The organism is Pseudomonas tructae, assembly GCF_004214895.1.
GTDB classification, from domain to species: Bacteria; Pseudomonadota; Gammaproteobacteria; order Pseudomonadales; family Pseudomonadaceae; genus Aquipseudomonas; species Aquipseudomonas tructae.
In genome coordinates this window covers 4,812,161-4,829,602 of the sequence record NZ_CP035952.1, presented here as the reverse complement: position 1 = coordinate 4,829,602, position 17,442 = coordinate 4,812,161, and the positions used below count along the sequence as shown (strand labels likewise).

The following is a 17,442-nucleotide window of genomic DNA, read 5'->3' as shown; positions in this document are numbered from 1 at the left end:
TCGCCTGTGGCAGAGAGGTAGCCTCATTGAGCCACAGGGCGTATGGATGATCTTGTTACAGTTGTTGACAAGATCATCCGTACAGTTGCCTCAGAAGAAACGCGTAATGCTGACCTTGGCGTTGCGGCCCTGGCTATAGGCGTATTCGCCGCTGAGTTCCGAGCGGTAGTCCTTGTTGAACAGGTTATCCACCGTCAGGTTGACCTCGGTGCCTTTGAGGTAAGGCTGCTCGGGCTTCCAGTTGGCGAACAGGCCATGGATCTGGTAGTCGTCGTTGGCGTAGTGGTCGTAGTAGCGGTCACCCAGGGAACTGGCCGGGCCCTCGCGGTAGTTGTCGCTCGGCAGGCGGTCGGTCTTGCGCACGAACTGTGCCTGCCAGCCGACCTTGGCATCCCAGCTAGGAATCTTCACGCCAAGGGTGGTGATCCACTTCGGCGCCGGGATGTCCTTGGCCCAGACGTCCGGCCCCCAGGGGTTGGTGTAGGCACCGTCATGGCGACCGGTCATCCACGAGTAGGACACCGAGCCGAACAGGTACGTCGAGTCGTAGAAGCTTTCGACCTCGAAGCCCTTGATGGTCACGCCCTTGAGGTTGCGGTAGTTGGACATCAGGCCCTTGCCGCAGGCATCGTTGATGTTCTGCCCGGTGGCCAGCTGCGCCTGGCAACCAATACCGGTGGCTTTGAAAATCTCGTCCTTGATCTCGTTGCGGAACAGCGTGGTGCGGATCTGCATGTTGTCGTCGGCCATGAAAACGTTGGCAAAGTCGGTGACGTTGCCCGCGCGCAGGGCGGTGATGCGTTCCGGGTCGAGGTTGCGGCTGCTGGCGGTGCGGCTGCCGATGCCCTGGACTTCGTATTGTTCATCCAGCACCGGTGCGCGCCAGGTCTTGCTGTAGTCGGCGAAGAAGGCGGTGTTGGCGGTGGCTTTCCAGAACACTGAAAGGCGTGGCGACCAGCCGGTGTAGGTTTTCTCGCTGTAGTCGTGGCCGTTTGCGGCAACGTTGTAGTGCGGCGCTTGGTTCTGTTTACCCTTGTTGGCGACATGGTCGTAACGCAGCGACGGGGTGATGGTCACGTCACCCAGGGTGACGGCGTCCTGGATGAAATAGCCCTGGCTGTCGACGGTGCCGCTGGGCATGAAGTTCGGCTGGTAGTGGCCGTTGTTGTACTTGGGAGTCTCGTAGCTTTTACCAGGCATCCACATCTGGGTGTCACGTTCGTGGTGACGGATCTGGAAACCGCTGGTGAACGCGTGTTCCAGTGGGCCGGTAGTGAACAGGCTGGTATTGCGCACATCGAGCATCTGGTCCTGATACTCGGTGTCCATCTTGCGGCCGCCGGTGGACGGCTGGAAGAACGCCGTGGCATCACGCTCGTCGGTCTGCTTGGTGTCGGACTCCGAGTACTTGACCTGCAGGTCGATCAGCGGATTGTTGACCGGCTGATACTTGTAAGTAGTCGACCAGGTGGTGTCGGTGGTCGTGCGGTTGGCCAAAAAGCGTTTCAGGGCATTCTTGTAGCCAAACCTGTCAATGTCCCACTGGGTCGGCGGGGTCGGGTAGGCGGTGGAGGAGAACGGCGCCCAGCGCTCGCTCTCGGAGCGAGACCAGGAAAACCCCAGGCTGTGCTCGTCGTTGAAATGCAGGTTGGCTTTGAGCAGCGCGCCTTCCAGGTCCAGGGCGCTGTTAGGCAGGCGCTGGGGGTTGATCGGGTAAAGGCCCTCGGCGTCGGGCAGGGTGCCGGCCAGCTTCATGTCGTCGCCGTCGCGCTTGGTCAGGTACACCAGGCCATCCATGCGGCCATCGTCGGTACGACCGAACAGTGCCGAGCTGTAGACCTGCTGATGGTCGTTGCTGGCATAACCATACTTGAGCATGGCGCCACTGTTGCGCCCTTCCTGGAGCAGGTCGGGGGCATCCTTGGTGGTCATGTTGACGCTGCCGCCAAAGCCGCCGTTACCGGTGTAGATCGAGTGCGGGCCCTTTTCCACCTCGATGTTCTTGATCAGCTCCGGCTCGATGAACACGGTGCCTTGCTGGTAGCGCTCGAAGCCGCTCTTGGTCGCGCCATCGACGGTCATCGGCACGTCTTCGGCGTCGCCCAGGCCCCAGATGTTGATGGTCTGGCCACCGGGCTTGGCCGAGCCGCCCATGTTCACCCCGGGCAGGGTCGAGAGCACGCTGGGGATGTTGCTGGGCTGGTAACGGTCGATGTCTTCCTGGGTCAGGGTCGAGCGGCCGACGGTGCTCGGGTCGACTTGCTGGCCGTTGCCGACAACACTTACGGCGCCAAGCTGGATGCTGTTGTCCGCAGTGGCATCGTCTTCGCGCAGGCGTACCACATAGGCATTGCCGACCTTGACCAGGGCAAAGCGGCTGTTGTGCAGCAATTGGCTGATGGCTTCGAGCGGTTCGTAAGCACCTTGCAGGGCCGGCGCCTGAACGCTGTTGAGCAAGGATTCGTCAAACAGCAGTTGCAGCTTGGCCTGCTGCGCCAGTTGGCTCAGCGACGCCGCCAGCGGCTGCGCCGGCAGGTTCAATTGCAACGGCGCGGCCTGGGCCTGCAGGCTCAGGGCCAGGCATGCAGCCAGCAGTGAAGGACGAACAGACAACGGCTTGAACGGAGCAAACGCACGCAAGATGAAACCCCCCAATATGGCGACAAAGGCCAGAAAAGGCCTGCAGTGATTACGCAGACGGGAGGAAGACGCAGGGCAGCGGAAAACCCTCACATGCGAATGAAAAATATTCTCAAATTAGCGTTTGCGTTCGATCCGCAGGCGGCCATCGGCAAGGTTCACAGTCTTGATCGGCAGCAGCGCCGGCAAGGCATTGAGCAAGGCGTCCGGGTCGCTGACGTCGAGGTTGCCCGAGACCTTGAAGCGGCCCAATGACGGGTCGGCGAGCAACACCGGTGCCGAGCGGTACAGCGACAGTTCGTCGATCAGGCTGGCCAGTTCGCGGTTACGAAAACTCACGTGGCCGTCGCGCCAGTCAGCGACGTCCTGGACACTGAGGTTCTCTACGTTCAGGCTGCCACGGGCCGGGTCATAGGTGGCACGCTGACCGGCGCTCAACAGCACCGGTGGGCGGTTCTCGCCCAAGGTTTCCACGGCGACCTGGCCGTGGGCGACACTGACCACCAGCTCATGCTGGCCACGGCGCAGATCGAAGCCGGTGCCGACCACCCGTACCCGGGCGTTGCCGGCGTCGATGTACAGCGGGCGTTCCTTGTCGGCGGCCACGTCGATGTACAACTGGCCCTGGTCGAGGCGAATCAATCGGCGCTCGTTGTCGAAGTTCAGGCTCAGCCGGGTGCGGGCGTTGACGTCCAGCTGGCTGCCATCGGGCAGGGCCAGGTGCTGGGGGCGCTCGCTCTGCACGGCCAGCTGTTGCTGGTGGTTGCGGCTGGGCAGGCCGAGGTTGGCGGCCAGCACCGCGCATACCAGCCCGGCGGCGATGGCCAGCGCCGGGCGCCAGCGCAGCGGTTTGCGGCTGGGCAGGGCTAGCGGTTGGTTCAGGCGCTTGAGCGCGGCCAGGTCGTCCCAGAGTTGTTCGAACTGGGCATAGGCGCGGGCATGTTCGGGGTGCTGCAGCCATTGGGCGAAGGCCTTGCGCGTCTCCCGCGAGCTGTCGTTGCGGTTGCGAGTAAACCAGCTGGCTGCCTGGGCATCGATGCTGCGCTTATCGATTTCAGGAGTGGGGGTCATTCTGGCTGCTCCATGCCGTCGTCACTGTCCAGGCGTTGCTTGCAATGCAGCAGGGCCGCGGCGATGTGCTTTTCCACCATGCTGACGGAAATGCCCATGCGCGCGCTGATCTGCGCCTGCGTCAAACCTTCGAAGCGGTGCAGCATAAGGGCTTCGCGGCGGCGCGGCGAGAGTTCGGCGAGGACAAGTTTCAATTGTTCCAGGCGTTGTTGCTGCTGGGCATGGTTCAGCGGGTCGCTGGCGGTACAGGCCGGGGTCTGTTCGCAGGCCTTGGCGTCTTCGTCGAGTACGCTGTGACGCACCTTTTGCCGGCGCCAGTGGTCGCTGAGCAGGTTGCGCGCCATCTGGAACAAGAACGCCCTGGGTTGCTCGACCCGCGCCCGGTCACGGTAGCCCAGCCACTGGGTGAACACGTCCTGGGTCATGTCTGCCGCGTCATTGGCATTGTCCATGCGCTTGCGCAGGAAATGCAGGATATCGGCATAGAACCCGCGACAGGTTTCGTGGGCAAAAGGGTCAGGTTTGGGACGCGGCATGCAAGCTTTCCAGGACGGACCGGAGAGAAAGGTTGCGAATGGTATCGAGAATAATTGTTATTTACTATGCCTGTTTTTATCCAGCTCAACGCCGCTTGCGAATCGCTACAGGCACGGCGACTTCCAGGCCGGGTGTTCCCAGTGGGTGGCTGCTGGCGTCGAAAAAGTACAGCGCCAGTTCCGGTGCATCGGCAAAGCGCTGCACGTAGTGCTGCTTCTGGCTGATGATCGAGGCGTCGCTCAAGGGCCGTATGGCAATGGCCAGGTGCGCCGGGCGCGCCTGCTTGATGGCCTGCAGCAGATGCTGGTCGGTGCTGTCCAGGTGCTGGCCGAAGATGCACAGGCCGCCCTGATGGCCGGCCAGTTCACCCAGGGCCCAGCTCAAGTAGTCGCAGCTGCGAATGGCCTTGAGCTTGTCGTCGCTGCTGCTCTCGTTGACGAACAGCGGCACATCGCCCGGGGTGTTGACGGCAAAGCCGTCGAGCAGTTGGCCGTCAGTGGCGCTGCGTTGGCGGGTGCTGCCGTCCTGCTGCTTGAGCAGGTGCAGGCCACCGTGCAGGTACAGCAGGCGCGTGCCTGGGCTGCGAGTGCGGCGGATGTCGAAGCCGCCGTCTTCATCGAACAATTGCTGGAAGCCTTTTGGCGCCTGGCTGACGGCCCAATGGCAGATCAGGTCGTAGTTGCTCGAGTAGACATTCTGGTAGTTGCCCAGCTCGCGATTGATCAACTGCAAGGTCTGGCTGGGCAGCATGCGCCAGGGAATATGCACACTGCGAATGGCGTGGATCAATGCTTCCTTGATTGCGTAGTAGCGGTTCAGCGGCGCCGAGGAACTGATCGCTAGCGCGGCGTTGATCCGTACCGTGGTGTTCAGGGCGCTGAGCACCGGTTCGAACAACTCGGTGCTCAGCGACTTGAACAGCGCCTGGTCGCTCAGGTTCAGGGGTTTGTGTCGTACCCGCTGGGCCTCCTCGAACAGCGAGAAGTAGCTGAATGGCCGCCACAGCGCCCGGCTGGCGCCATTGCCCAGCAGCAGGCCGCTGCACGGGTGACTGGCGTTCAGGTCTGGCCAGAGGTTGAGGCTGGCGTCGAGGTTGGCGTGGGTCATCGGGCATCTCTGTGGCAGGGCAGGCAATCGCCGCGACTTTAGCATGCAACCGGTTTGTCATCAGCGTTGGCGACTATGCTGGATTGGCTATGGAGCAAAGGAGGGCTGAAGATGTTCAACGCAATCGGACGTGTGTGTTGCCTGGCGCTGTTGCCCCTGGCCGGGCTTGCCCAGGCAAGCCAAGGCAGTGAACTTGCCAAGGCACAGGGCATGGCTTACCCGGCGGTGATTGCCCATCGCGGCGCTTCTCATGATGCACCGGAGTCCACGGCGCCGGCCTATCGGCTGGCACGTGAGTTGGGTGCCGACTACCTCGAGTTGGACCTGCAGCGCTCGCGCGATGGCGTGCTGGTCGCGGTGCACGATGACAATCTATTGCGCACCAGCGATGTTGCCGAGCGTTTTCCCGAGCGCCAGGGCAGCCCGGTCAGCGCCTTCACCCTGGCCGAGCTCAAATTGCTGGATGTCGGCAGCTGGTTCAACAAGGCCTACCCCGAGCGTGCCCGGGCAAGCTTCAAGGGCCTGAAGATCCAGACCCTTGATGAAGTCATGGCCATCGCCACGGCCAACCCGCAGCGTCAGCCTGGCTTGTACATTGAAACCAAGGTGCCAGGCTTGTTTCCCGGGATCGAGGCTGACCTGAACAAAGCCCTGCAAGCAGGTGGTTGGCTCGACCGGCCGGGCAGGGTGGTGCTACAGAGTTTCGACCGTAACAGCCTGGCACTGCTGCACCAGCACATGCCCCAAGTACCCAAGGTGCTGTTGCTGTGGGTCGGCAAAGGCAGCATCGAGCCGGCCTCTGGGCAGACCTTCGCCGAGTCGGGTGAAACTGACAAGGCCGCGTTTAATGCCCGTCAGCAACCCAAGGACAAGGCCGAGTTCGAGCGCTGGCTGGATTACGCCAAGGCGGATGGCGCCATTGGCACCGGGCCGTCGGCGGCGCTGGCCGGGGGTGGCGCCCAGAGTTACGCCGACCTGGTGCAACCGTGGATGAACCAGCTGAGCCACGACAAGGGCCTGCTGGTGCACGTGTACACCGTCGATGAGCCGGTGGATTTTCGCCGGGTGCTGGCTGCCGGCGTGGACGGCATATTCACCAACCGCAGCGGCCCGCTGTTGCGCCACCTGGCCCGGCCCAGTGCCCGCAGCGAAGCACAGATCCTGAGCGCCGAAGGATACTGACAGGCTGGCTGGCGCAGCGCGGCTGCCGTAGACTTCGCGCCTTGCACTGACTTTCAGGACACTGCCTCGATGACCTTTTCGCTGCTGCTTGCCGTACTGGCTTCCGGATTCATCTACGGCATTACTCCTGGGCCCGGTGTGCTGGCGGTACTGGGCATTGGCGCGACCCGCGGGCGCCGCGCCGGGGCGGGGTTTCTTTGTGGGCACTTGCTCGGTGACGTGCTGTGGTGCAGTACTGCGCTGGTGGCGATTGTCGGTGCCCGGCAAATCGGTAGTTCAGTGTTCGATATCCTGGGTGTGATCAGCGGCCTGTACCTGTTCTGGCTGGGCATGCGCGCGTTGCGCAGCCGTCCGGGCAACGGCGAGGGCGAGCAGGGGGCTGTGCGTAAACCGTTCTGGCATGGCGTGGTGTTCGGCCTGACCAACCCCAAGGCCTACCCGGTAGCGGTGGCCACGTTCACCGCCTTGCTCTCCAGCCGCGCCGAAGCGCTTGACTGGTCGATGTTGCCGGCACTGATCGCGCTGAGTTTTGTCGGTGGCTTGTTGGCTTACGTGATCCTGATTGGCGTAGTTGGCGCCCGCCACGTGCGTACTCTGTATACCCGCTATGAACTGTGGATCACCCGCGCTTGCGGCGTGATGTTCATTGGTTTTGCTGTCAACGCCCTGGCGCATGCCTTGCCGGGCCTGTTGCCGCGTAACGGCTGAGGGCTGGCAGAAGGCTACACCGATATGTGAGAATGATATGAATTCCTATTCATGTCTTTCTTGCCCGCCGGACCTTCATGACTTCGCTCTCCACGCCCTGGAACGCCGCAGCCCCGGCCTTGCAGGCGGTCATCCACGATCTGCTGGCCAACTACAGCGACTTGCGCCGCTACCTGTGTGGGCGCCTGCGCAATCCGGATGATGCGGCCGACATCGCCCAGTCGAGTTTTGCCCAGGCCTATGCCCACGCCTTGAATGCGCCGGTGGCCAACGCCCGGGCTTTGCTGTTCCAGGCCGCGCGCAACTTGTGCATCGATCAGTACCGCCGACGCAGCAATGAGCTGGCGGCGCTCGAAGACTGGCTGATGCGCGCCGATGTGCTGAGCCCCAGCGTTGAAGACATCATCATCGCCCGCGAGCAGTTGCAGCAACTGATCGAGCGTATCGAACGCATGCCGCGCCTGCGCCGCGAAGTGTTCGTGCGGGTACGCCTGCATGGTCAGCCTCATCGCCAGGTGTGTGCCGAGCTTGAACTGTCGGCCAAGGCGGTGGAGCTGCACATTGCCCGTGCGGTGTTCGATTTGTCCGAGCTGAGCCTGGCGGCGCGACATGTCTGAGCCGTTGCCGGTTTCCCCGCGCAAGGTGCAGCAGGCCTTGAGTTACCTGGCGGCGCTGAACAGTGACGATCCCGAACGGGTCCAGCAGGTGCGCGGGCAACTGGAGCGTTGGCGCGGCAAGAGCAGTGAGCACGAGCGGGCCTGGCAAGAGGCCGAACAACGCTGGCAATTGGTGCACCGGCTGACCCCGCAACTGCGTACGGCAGTGGCGCCGGAGCCGGTCAATGTCAGCCGGCGGCGTCTGCTGCGTCAGGGCGGTGGCTTGCTGATGGCGGTCGCCGGGGCCAGTTGGCTGGGCTGGCTGTGGCGACGTACTGCGCAGTTCGATCGCCTGTTGCAAACCGTGCATGCCGAACCGCCGCGCAGCGAAAGGTTGCCCGATGGCAGCCAGTTGCTGCTGGCTGCCGAAACCAGCCTGCGCATCGAGTACAGCAATGGCCTGCGCCAGGTGCGCCTGCTGCACGGCAATGTCTATTTCGATGTGGCGCGCGAGCGTTTGCGGCCGTTTCTGATCACTACCCGGTTGGGTGAAGTGCAGGTGCTGGGTACGGCCTTCAGCGTCAGCGATCGCGGTGGCGAGATCCAAGTGGCGGTGGCCCGCGGGCGGGTCGAGGTGCGCGGTTTGCACGAAGGTTTGCAAGTGCTGCAGGCCGGCGAGCGTATCAGCCTCGATCGCCAGGGCCGCTTGCTGGCGCTGCGGGCCGATCCCCATGCCGTGGCGAGTATCGCGCATTGGCAGCGCGGCTGGTGGTCGTTTACCGACGCGCCGCTGGCCGAGGTGATCGCCGAGGTCAACGCCTATGCCCTGCAACCGGTGAGCCTGGCCGCTGACGCCGCCCAGTTACACCTGACCGGCAGCTTCCCCAGCGACCAGCCGGAAATGCTCCTGCACACGTTGCCGAAAATCCTCCCGGTGAGCCTGGTTCAGCAGGGCCAGCAGCGTACTTTGCAACTGCGTTGAAAAAGTTTTGAGGGGTAAGGCTGAAGTGGCCCGTCTTCATCGCTGAACCCACCTCTGCAAGGACAGATCATGTCGCTTCCCCATGCCCGCCCGGCACACCCAGTGGCTTTCCCCGGTACCCTGCGCCGGCTGGCGCTGGCCTGTGCCCTGGGCAGTGCCAGCCTGTTGCCGTTGAGCGCGGTCAATGCTACCGCCCTGGCCGCCGATGCGCCTGCCCTGAGCCTGAACCTGCCGAGCCAGTCCCTGGAAGCCGCGGTGCATGCCCTGGCGCGCGAAGCCGGGGTGCCCATCGCCGCCGACAGCCAGTTGCTGGCAGGGCGCAGCGCTCCGGCATTGCAAGGCCGCTTCACCTTGCAGCAGGCCTTGCAGTATTTGCTGGCCAACAGCGGCCTGGTGGCCAGTGAAGAGAACGGCGTGATCATCCTGCGCAGCCTCAACAGCGACGGCGCCCTGACCCTTGGCGAGCTGAACATCAATGCCAACAGCAACCCCGGCGGCCTCCCCGAGGCCTACAGCGGTGGCCAGGTCGCCCGTGGTGCGCGGCTGGGCATGCTGGGCAATCGCGATGTGATGGAGACGCCGTTCAACGTCACGTCCTATACCGCCCAGCACATGGAAAATCAGCAAAGCGGCACGGTTGGCGCGGTCTTGCGCAACGATCCGTCGATCCGCTTCAGTACCGGCGAAGGCCACGCCTACGAAAACTTCATGATCCGCGGTTACTCCCTCGACTCCACCGAGCTTGCACTGAACGGCCTGTACGGTCTGGCCCCGGATGGACACGTGCCGACCGAATTTCTGGAACGGGTCGAGGTGCTCAAGGGCCCCGGTGCCTTGCTCAACGGCATGGCGCCCAACGGTGGCGTCGGCGGGGTGATCAACCTGGTGCCCAAGCGCGCCGGCGAAGCACCGCTGACCCGCCTGACCAGCAGCTACGTGTCCGACGGTTATGTCGCTGAACACATCGACCTGGGCCGTCGCCTGGGCGACGAGCAACGCTTGGGCATCCGCTTCAACGGCGTGTACGGCAGCGGCGAAACCGGTGTTGACCAGCAGTCCAAGGACCGCACCCTGGCGTCTTTGGGCATGGATTATCGCGGCGATGGCTGGAAGCTCGAGCTGGATGCCTACGAGAGCCACGAAAAGCTCGAAGACGGCAGTCCGATGATGGCCGGCTTCAGCAAGCTGGGGCATGTCACCAAGGCGCCGAAACCGGACACCAACATCCTCGACGGCATCTCGGCCAAGCAGATCAGCAAGGCCGTGGTAGTGCGCGGCGAATATGAACTCAATGACGATTGGAGCGCCTACGCCAGCGTTGGCAGCGCCCGCACCCGCTACAAGGGTTTCCTCAATGGCACCCGGGTGATCGTCACCGGCGCCAACGGCGATGCCAGCGGCGAGACCTACAACCAGGGCGGCTACACCCATAGCCTCTCCAGCGAGGCCGGGGTGCGCGGCAACTTCGTCACCGGCCCGGTCAACCACCAGTTGGTAGTGAGCACTACCTTGCTGCACCAGGACATCGGCCGCGCCGCCACCGTGACCAGCAAGAAGTACATGACCAACATCTACCACCCGGGCAAGCCGATCATTGCCGGCGATATCGGCTCCAGCGACAAGACCGGTGATAACACCCTGTCCAGCTTTGCCGTTGCCGACACGTTGGGCTTTATCGACGACAAGGTGCTGCTGACCCTGGGTGTGCGTTCGCAACGGGTGCGGCAGAAGATGAGCAAACCAGCCTACGACGAACGCGCCCTGACACCGGCCCTGGGCCTGGTGCTCAAGCCCTGGGATGCGCCGGTATCGCTGTACGCCAACTACATCGAAGGCCTGACCCAGGGCGGCATGGTCACTGACCTGGCCGCCGCCAACTATGGCGAGCAGTTCGCCCCGTACAAGGCCAAGCAGATGGAGGCCGGGGTCAAGTGGGACCTGGGCGACTTCACCCACACCCTCAGCGTGTTCCAGATCGAGAAGCCGAGCATGCTTCTGGACCGTGCCAGCAACCGCTACACCGACGATGGTGAGCAGCGTAACCGTGGCGTGGAATGGAACCTGTTCGGTGCGCTAACGCCGAGCGTGCGCCTGCTCGGCGGCGTCACCTACACCCGTGCCGAACTGACCCGCACCGCCGGCGGCACCTTCGATGGCAACACCGCCCGTGGTGTGCCGGCCTGGTCGGCCAACCTCGGCGCCGAGTGGGACACACCCTGGGTTCCGGGCCTGACCCTGACTGCGCTGGGCATCCACAGCAGCTCGCAGTACCTGGACAGTGCCAACGACCTGAAGATCCCGCAATGGACCCGCTATGACCTTGGCGGCCGCTACAGCACGCGCGTTCTCAGCAAGGACGTGGTGCTGCGCGCCAGCCTCGAGAACGTCGAGAACCGTGCCTACTGGGCCGGGGTGTTCAACGACGGGTACGCCACGGTCAGCGAGCCGCGCACGCTGAAACTCTCTGCCAGCATCGATTTCTGAGGTGACCATGCACACGTTCAATCAGTGGGGCTGTGCCCTGGCGCTGGCCCTGGGGGTGAGTGGCAGCGCGATGGCAAGTACTGACACGCGCTTGCAACCGGGGCAAACCGTCAACGCCAGCTTTACCCAGGCGCAACAACCAACCTGGACCGTGCAGCTCAAGGCCGGGGACCTGGTCCAGGGCCGGCTGCAAGGCGATGCCAGCCTGCGTCTGCTCGATGCCCAGGGCCAACCGCTGCGGCTGTTGATCGATGGTCAGGACCAGCCGCGCGAGTTCATTTTCATTGCTGAGCGCGAGGGCGCCTACGGCCTGCGTGCCGAGGCGCTGGCCAGCCGTCCGCAAGCCGCTTACGCGTTGAGCCTCAAGCAGGTGATATCAGCCAGCGAGCAGAAGCGCACAGCGGCCCCCTTGCAAAGCCCGACCCTACGCGAGCTGCAGCAACAGCTGGCCCAGGGCGCGAGCAGTGAAGGGTTTTGGCAGGCGCGTCAGCAACAGGGCACGCCGATGGTCGAAGCCGTGGCGGGCCAGCCGGGCTTGTCCCTGGTGACCTTCCTCTGGCGCGGCGCCCGCCACAACGTACGAGTGTTCGGCGCGCCGTCGGGTAATCACGATGAACTGCAACGCCTGGGTGACAGTGACGTGTGGTTTCGCAGTTATCTGCTGCCTGCCTCTGCGCGCCTGAGCTACCAGATAGCCCCGGACGTGCCGGCGTCCGATGATCGGCGCATGATCCTTGCCAGCACTCAACGCGATCCGCTCAACCCCAACGGTTTTGCTGATGGCAGCGGCGATCCGTACCTGTCGCGCTCGCGCCTGGAGCTGCCCGCAGCGCCTGCGCAGCCCTGGGTGGCCGAGCGTCCGGGGGTGGCCCGTGGCAGCCTGGAACGCAAGATGTTGAGCAGCAAGCTGTTGGGTAACCAGCGTGACGTCTACCTGTACCGACCGGCGCAGTGGCAGGCGGGCGCCAAGGGTCAGGGCTTGCTGGTGCTGTTCGATGCCCACGCCTATACCCGGCAGGTGCCGACCCCGACGATCCTCGACAACCTGATCGCCGACGGCCTGATCCCGCCGACTGCAGCCTTGATCATCGCCAACCCCAGTGACTTGAGCCGCCAGCAGGAGTTGCCGCCCAACCCGCAGTTCGCCCGTTTCATGGCCGAGGAACTGATGCCCTGGGCGCGCCAGCAAGGTATGGCCGCGTCGGCACAGCGCACGGTGGTGGCGGGTTCCAGCTACGGCGGCCTGGCGTCGGCCTACATGGGCCTTGCGCACCCGGAACTGTTCGGCAATGTATTGAGCATGTCCGGTTCCTACTGGTGGGGGCGTGAGGGCGAGGAGCCGGGCTGGCTTACCCGCGAATACGTCAAGGCGCCCAAGCAGCCACTGCGCTTCTACCTGCAGTCGGGCCTGTTCGAAGGGCCGAAGATCCTCGACACCAACCGTCATCTGCGTGACGTATTGTTGGCCAAGGGCTATCCGGTGGAGCAGGTCGAATACCCGGCCGGTCATGATTACCTGCAGTGGCGCGGTAGCCTGCCGTGCGGGTTGATCAGCCTGATCGGCAAGGGCCGGGCAACGCTGCCACAGGCCTGCGTGCTGTGACGCTGAGAGTGGTTTGAGTGAGTAGCGCTCAGGGTTCAATAATGGCAATATGCCGCGCCTGCTAAGCAAGCACCGTAGTTTCAATCAACAAGGAAGTCCTATGAAAATCGCAAAACTGGCGTTACTCACCTGCAGCATGATCCTTCCTCTGGCGGCGAGCGCTGCGCAGGACCTGAGCGCGCTGTACCAGGTCTTTGAAGACAAAGGCAACTCGACGCTGAGCATGGAAGAGTACAACCAGTCGGTCAGCATCACTGGCATTGCGCTGGAGTTGTCGCAAAACATGCAAGGCGCGCCATTGCTGATCGCAGGCGATGAAGAAGGCTACATTCTGGCCCGCTTGCAAGGTGTGGATGCTGCGCAGAATGCCAAAATGAGCGCGTTGCAAGAAGGGCAGAGGTTCAACGCCGAGTGCGTTTTGCAGTTTGCTTCTGGCTCGGACTACATGCCGTTCCACCAGTGCACGTTCAACTGATCAAGGACGACCGATGAGCCGGTACCTTCGCACCGCCGTTGCACTGGCGGGTTGCTTGTCTGCTTTTTGCGCCATGGCGGACGAGCCGGCGCAGTATCAACTGTTCAACACCCTGGCCCACTGCCAGGGCAGCCGTGAGCAGATTGCCGAGTTCAATCGCCTGGTCGACGCCGGGCAGCTTTCGTTTTCCAGGGATGAAGCCCACGGCCCTTGGGGTGGCGGTGCCTGGCAGCTGGGAGAAGCGCTGCGTATCGGTGTGGTCTCATCAAAGACAGCGGTCATGACCGACCGTTTCAGCTTCTTCATCCTGGTAGCCAGTGCCAGCCCGCACGCTGACATGCAGAAGGCTGCAAAGGCCCTGAAGCTTGAGAAAAAGCATGACAGCGATGGCTACGTTGCTTACCAGCGTGACCTCGATAGCGCGGGTGTAAACACCTTGCAGGTGGTGTCGACAGAAGACGCCAAGCGCAATTTCTACGTCGGTTGCAGCTACTCGCCACCGTCGGCATCCTGAGCAGTTAACCCGGCAGGCCACACGGGCTTGCCGGGTTATCGCGTTTAATGGTTGCTAGACAACGCCCCGTCCTGGCGCCGACTCCGGTTACGCCATACCCGGTAGGCACGTATTCCCGCGCGTACCGAGCCGAACAGCAACTGCTCTTCCATTTCCCGTGCCAGCCCTGAACGCACCAGCATGCGCAGGAAGCGCCCGCGCGCCCGGGCAATGGCAAAGTGAATGCCCTGGGCGGCGAGGGTGTCGCGTACTTCACGCAGCACGGCGATGCCGCTGACATCGATGGAGGTCACGGCTTCGGCGTCGAACAGCACCGCCTGGGGTTGGCTTTCGCGTTGCACGGCTTCGAGCAGGCGCGTCTTGAAATAGTCGGCATTGAAAAACAGAATCGCATCGTCAAAGCGGTACACCACCAGCCCTGGCACGGTGCGCGCCTCCTTGTGGCGGCGGATATCCACCTGGCCTTCGATGCCCGGCACCCAGCCCAGCACCGCATCGGTAGGCTGGTAGATGCTGTAGAGCAGGCGCAGGATCGCCAGGGTCACGGCGATCAGAATGCCCGGCAATACGCCGAGCCCGAGCACGCCGACGGTGGTCAGCACACACAGCCAGAACTCGAAGCGGCTGAGCGTGTAGATCTTCTTCAGTGACTTGACGTCGATCAGCCCCCAACCGGCCATTAGCAGCACCGCGCCCAGCGCGGCCTGAGGAATCCAGGCCATGGGCTTGGTGAACGCCAGGAGGATCAGGGCAATGACCAGTGCGGCAATGATCCCCACCAGCTGGCTTTTGCCACCGACCATGTCGTTGACCGCGGTGCGCGAGTCGGCGCCGCTGATGGCAAAACCCTGGGAAACCCCGGCGGCGATGTTGGTAACGCCCAGGGCCAGGAACTCATGGTTGGCGTTGATCGCATAGCCATGGCGGGCGGCAAAGCTGCGGGCGGTGAGCATGGCGCTGCAGAAACTCACGGTGGCAATACCCAGGGCATCGCGCATCAGGCTTTTCATTTCCTCAAGGTTGGTTTTCGGCCAGGCCAGTTCCGGCATGCCGGCCGGTACCGGGCCGAGAATTGCCACGCCGAAGCGATCCAGGCCGAACACCGCCACCAGCAGGGTGGCGATGGCCACGGTAACCAACGCGGCAGGCAAGCGCGGATAGCGCCGCGGTAGCCAGATCAGCAGCGCCAAGCCGGCGCAACCTATGCTCAGAGTAATCCAGTGGATTTCCCCCAGGCGCTGCAAAAGGTTGATCAGGCTGAGCACAAAACCGCTGCCCTCGATCTGAAAACCCACAACCTTGCCCAGTTGCCCGGCCAACAGGCTCAGGCCGATACCGTTGAGGTAGCCGATGAGGATCGGCCGCGAGAAAAAACTGGCGATGAAGCCGGCCCGCGCAAGCCCCGCACCGATCAGCATCAGCCCGACCAGGATGGTGACAATCACCGACAACTGCGCCAGCCGCGCCGGGTCGCCCATGGCCAAGGGCGCAATCGCCCCGGCGACCATGGCGCAGGTGGCGGCATCCGGTCCGACCATCAATTGCCGTGAACTGCCGATCAGGGCATAAACCATCATTGGCAGAATGCACGCGTACAAACCGTACTGCGGTGGCAGGCCGACGATCTGCGCATAGGCAATGGCGATGGGAATCTGAATCGCCGCCACCGACAAGCCCGCCTGCAGGTCATGGCGAAACCATTCGCGGCGGTACTGCAACAGGTTGGCCAGGCCAGGCAGCCAGCGGGAGAGAAACATGCACGGATCCTTTCGAGTGTTTCGCGGTGGGCTATTAAAGCGCAGCGCGAGGTGCCAGGGCAGGGCGTCAGGTCAAAAACACTGCTGTTAAGTCTGGCGCAAGCCGTGGAGAATGCCGGCCGATTGCAGGGATAGAGCAAGGAAGCCGATGGAACGCATGATCAATGGTTGGAAAAAGCCTGCACTCCTGTTGAGCTTGGTCTGGTGCTGCACCGCCCAGGGCCAGGGCGATATCTTTGGCAGCGGTGGCGACGTCGACGGCATGCTGACCCTGGGGGCCACGGTGTATCTGCCCTTCATGCTTACCGGTGCCACCACTTTCGGACCAACCATGGCCTCGGAGGCCAGCTCCGGCAACGACGGTAAGCGCGTGCTGGCGCAAGCCCGCGACGATGCGGCGGCTTTCGTTGCCAGTGACGGGGTTTACCGGGGTGTATATCTGCAATCGGCGCTGAGTTGGTTGCGCAGCGAGGGGCGTGCAACAGGTGCAACGGATCGCGAGCTGGCCCAGGCAATACTGGTGCTGGCGGCAGTTGAGGCAAAGGGGATTGAGCGAAACAGCCACCAGGGCGGTGGCCAAGGCCTCAGCGACGCTGAAACCTGAAAGAAGCTGGAGCGGGTGAAGGGAATCGAACCCTCGTTATCAGCTTGGGAAGCTGGAGTAATGCCATTATACGACACCCGCTTTCAGGGCTGACTTTGTACCAGAACTTCGTGGCAATTTGAAGCCTTATGTTGGCGCAATCTATCTGCCGGTGGCCGCTGGCGCGAGGTCGTGCATCTTCCTTGTGGCCTTTGGGGCCGTTGATGCAGGAGGCTGCGCTAGCGGCCGACCGTGTTGCTCAGATAGCCAGTGCATGATGCTCCTGGGCAAAGCTGTAGCGGGTACGCGATTCTTTCGGCGCAGGCGCAAGGAAACCCAGCAGGGCTTCGCGGGTGTCGCGGCAGGCGGCCTTGTGTTCCATGTCGAGGAAGTGGCCGGTGGCGCGGATCTCGCGAAAGTGGCTGTTGCGCACATGCTGGCCAAATTGCCGGGCGTCGCCTGTGGTGGTGTATTCGTCCCACTCGCCATTGATGAACAGCACCGGGATGTCGATCACCCGCGCCGCCCGCACCGCTTTGCCCAGGTCATGGTCGAGCACCTGGTTGATGTGAAAGTGCATCTGCGCGTATTCGTGGTTGTCCAGGCTGCTGACATGCCGGTAGTTGAAGCGCTTGAACAGTGAGGGCAGGTGCTTGCCAATGGTGTCGTTGACCAGGTTGCCGACCCGGTAACGATCGCAGGCGCTCAGGTACTGGCAGCCGCGTTCGAGGTAGTCGCGCATCGGTTCGTTGATCACCGGCGAGAACGAGCTGACCACGGCCTTTTCGATGCGCCGCGGCTTGTGCGCCAGGGCCAGCAGGGTGCAGGCACCGCCCCAGGAGAAGGACATGATGTGATCGGCGGCAAAGTGGTCGATCAGCTCCAGCAGGATCTGCCCTTCGGTTTCCTTGGTCAGCAGGTGTTCGTTGCGGTTGTGCGGCTTGGACTTGCCGGCGTAGGGCTGGTCATACAGCACCACATTGAATTGCGGGTGCAGGTTGCGCACCGTCTGGGCGAACGAGGCCGTCGTGGCCAGCGAGCCATTGATCAGGATGATGGTCTTGAGTGCGGCGTCTGCGCGATAGAACTCCGTGTAAACCCGATACTGACCTTGTATATCAAGCACAGCGATTTCTGGCCTCATGTCGTCGACTCCTGGCGCAAAAAAGGGTGTTCGCACATGCAAGGATGCGCGTTCTTTAT

At 63.0% G+C, this 17,442-nt stretch carries 15 protein-coding genes and 1 tRNA gene; 9 read left to right on the top strand and 7 right to left on the bottom strand.

All coding sequences use genetic code 11. The features are described from left to right. Positions 1 to 90: 90 nt before the first annotated feature. From EXN22_RS22070 to EXN22_RS22055, 4 genes are all read right to left on the bottom strand, one after another. Complete coding sequence (locus EXN22_RS22070; protein ID WP_407691983.1) at positions 91 to 2,643, bottom strand: TonB-dependent receptor; 2,553 nt, start codon at positions 2,641 to 2,643, stop codon at positions 91 to 93. Positions 2,644 to 2,757: 114 nt separating this feature from the next. Then, positions 2,758 to 3,711 carry a FecR family protein gene (locus tag EXN22_RS22065; protein ID WP_130266051.1) on the bottom strand — a complete coding sequence of 318 codons (954 nt, stop codon included), beginning with the start codon at positions 3,709 to 3,711 and terminating at the stop codon, positions 2,758 to 2,760. Beyond that, positions 3,708 to 4,247: an RNA polymerase sigma factor gene (locus tag EXN22_RS22060; protein WP_130266050.1), complete on the bottom strand. Its 540-nt coding sequence runs from the start codon at positions 4,245 to 4,247 to the stop codon at positions 3,708 to 3,710. The genes EXN22_RS22065 and EXN22_RS22060 overlap by 4 nt, the downstream gene beginning before the upstream one ends. Positions 4,248 to 4,332: 85 nt before the next feature. Continuing rightward, positions 4,333 to 5,355, bottom strand: a complete 1,023-nt coding sequence (locus EXN22_RS22055) for a DUF4917 family protein (protein ID WP_130266049.1) — start codon at positions 5,353 to 5,355, stop codon at positions 4,333 to 4,335. 111 nt (positions 5,356 to 5,466) lie between these two features. On the opposite strand from EXN22_RS22055, the gene EXN22_RS22050 reads away from it, so the two are divergent. The 8 genes from EXN22_RS22050 to EXN22_RS22015 all read left to right on the top strand — a co-directional run bounded on the left by EXN22_RS22050 (position 5,467) and on the right by EXN22_RS22015 (position 13,899). Further along, positions 5,467 to 6,537 (top strand): glycerophosphodiester phosphodiesterase, encoded by a 1,071-nt coding sequence (locus EXN22_RS22050; protein ID WP_130266048.1) that lies wholly within the window; start codon positions 5,467 to 5,469, stop codon positions 6,535 to 6,537. Positions 6,538 to 6,606: 69 nt separating this feature from the next. Next, entirely contained in the window at positions 6,607 to 7,245 is a 639-nt protein-coding gene (locus tag EXN22_RS22045) for a LysE family translocator (protein WP_130266047.1), read from the top strand. Positions 7,246 to 7,322: 77 nt separating this feature from the next. Next, positions 7,323 to 7,862: an RNA polymerase sigma factor gene (locus tag EXN22_RS22040; protein ID WP_130266046.1), complete on the top strand. Its 540-nt coding sequence runs from the start codon at positions 7,323 to 7,325 to the stop codon at positions 7,860 to 7,862. After that, positions 7,855 to 8,823, top strand: coding sequence for a FecR family protein (locus EXN22_RS22035; protein ID WP_130266045.1), 969 nt, complete (start codon positions 7,855 to 7,857; stop codon positions 8,821 to 8,823). Before EXN22_RS22040 ends, EXN22_RS22035 begins: the two co-directional genes overlap by 8 nt. A gap of 69 nt (positions 8,824 to 8,892) precedes the next feature. Beyond that, complete coding sequence (locus tag EXN22_RS22030) at positions 8,893 to 11,307, top strand: TonB-dependent receptor (protein WP_130266044.1); 2,415 nt, start codon at positions 8,893 to 8,895, stop codon at positions 11,305 to 11,307. Positions 11,308 to 11,314: 7 nt separating this feature from the next. After that, positions 11,315 to 12,910, top strand: a complete 1,596-nt coding sequence (locus EXN22_RS22025) for an alpha/beta hydrolase-fold protein (protein ID WP_233281660.1) — start codon at positions 11,315 to 11,317, stop codon at positions 12,908 to 12,910. Positions 12,911 to 13,010: 100 nt separating this feature from the next. Continuing rightward, positions 13,011 to 13,385: a hypothetical protein gene (locus tag EXN22_RS22020; protein WP_130266043.1), complete on the top strand. Its 375-nt coding sequence runs from the start codon at positions 13,011 to 13,013 to the stop codon at positions 13,383 to 13,385. Between the two features lie 13 nt (positions 13,386 to 13,398). Continuing rightward, entirely contained in the window at positions 13,399 to 13,899 is a 501-nt protein-coding gene (locus tag EXN22_RS22015) for a hypothetical protein (protein ID WP_130266042.1), read from the top strand. Between the two features lie 44 nt (positions 13,900 to 13,943). Here EXN22_RS22015 and EXN22_RS22010 read toward each other — a convergent pair whose 3' ends face one another. Beyond that, positions 13,944 to 15,656 carry a SulP family inorganic anion transporter gene (locus tag EXN22_RS22010; RefSeq protein ID WP_130266041.1) on the bottom strand — a complete coding sequence of 571 codons (1,713 nt, stop codon included), beginning with the start codon at positions 15,654 to 15,656 and terminating at the stop codon, positions 13,944 to 13,946. A gap of 148 nt (positions 15,657 to 15,804) precedes the next feature. Between EXN22_RS22010 and EXN22_RS22005 the strand changes: the two genes are divergently transcribed. Continuing rightward, positions 15,805 to 16,260, top strand: coding sequence for a DUF2388 domain-containing protein (locus EXN22_RS22005; RefSeq protein WP_233281659.1), 456 nt, complete (start codon positions 15,805 to 15,807; stop codon positions 16,258 to 16,260). A 7-nt stretch (positions 16,261 to 16,267) separates the two neighbouring features. On the opposite strand, the gene EXN22_RS22000 is transcribed toward EXN22_RS22005, so the two are convergent. Both EXN22_RS22000 and EXN22_RS21995 read right to left on the bottom strand, forming a co-directional pair. Continuing rightward, positions 16,268 to 16,341 (bottom strand) — tRNA-Gly (locus tag EXN22_RS22000). A 157-nt stretch (positions 16,342 to 16,498) separates the two neighbouring features. Further along, complete coding sequence (locus tag EXN22_RS21995) at positions 16,499 to 17,383, bottom strand: alpha/beta fold hydrolase (protein WP_130266040.1); 885 nt, start codon at positions 17,381 to 17,383, stop codon at positions 16,499 to 16,501. Positions 17,384 to 17,442: the final 59 nt, after the last annotated feature.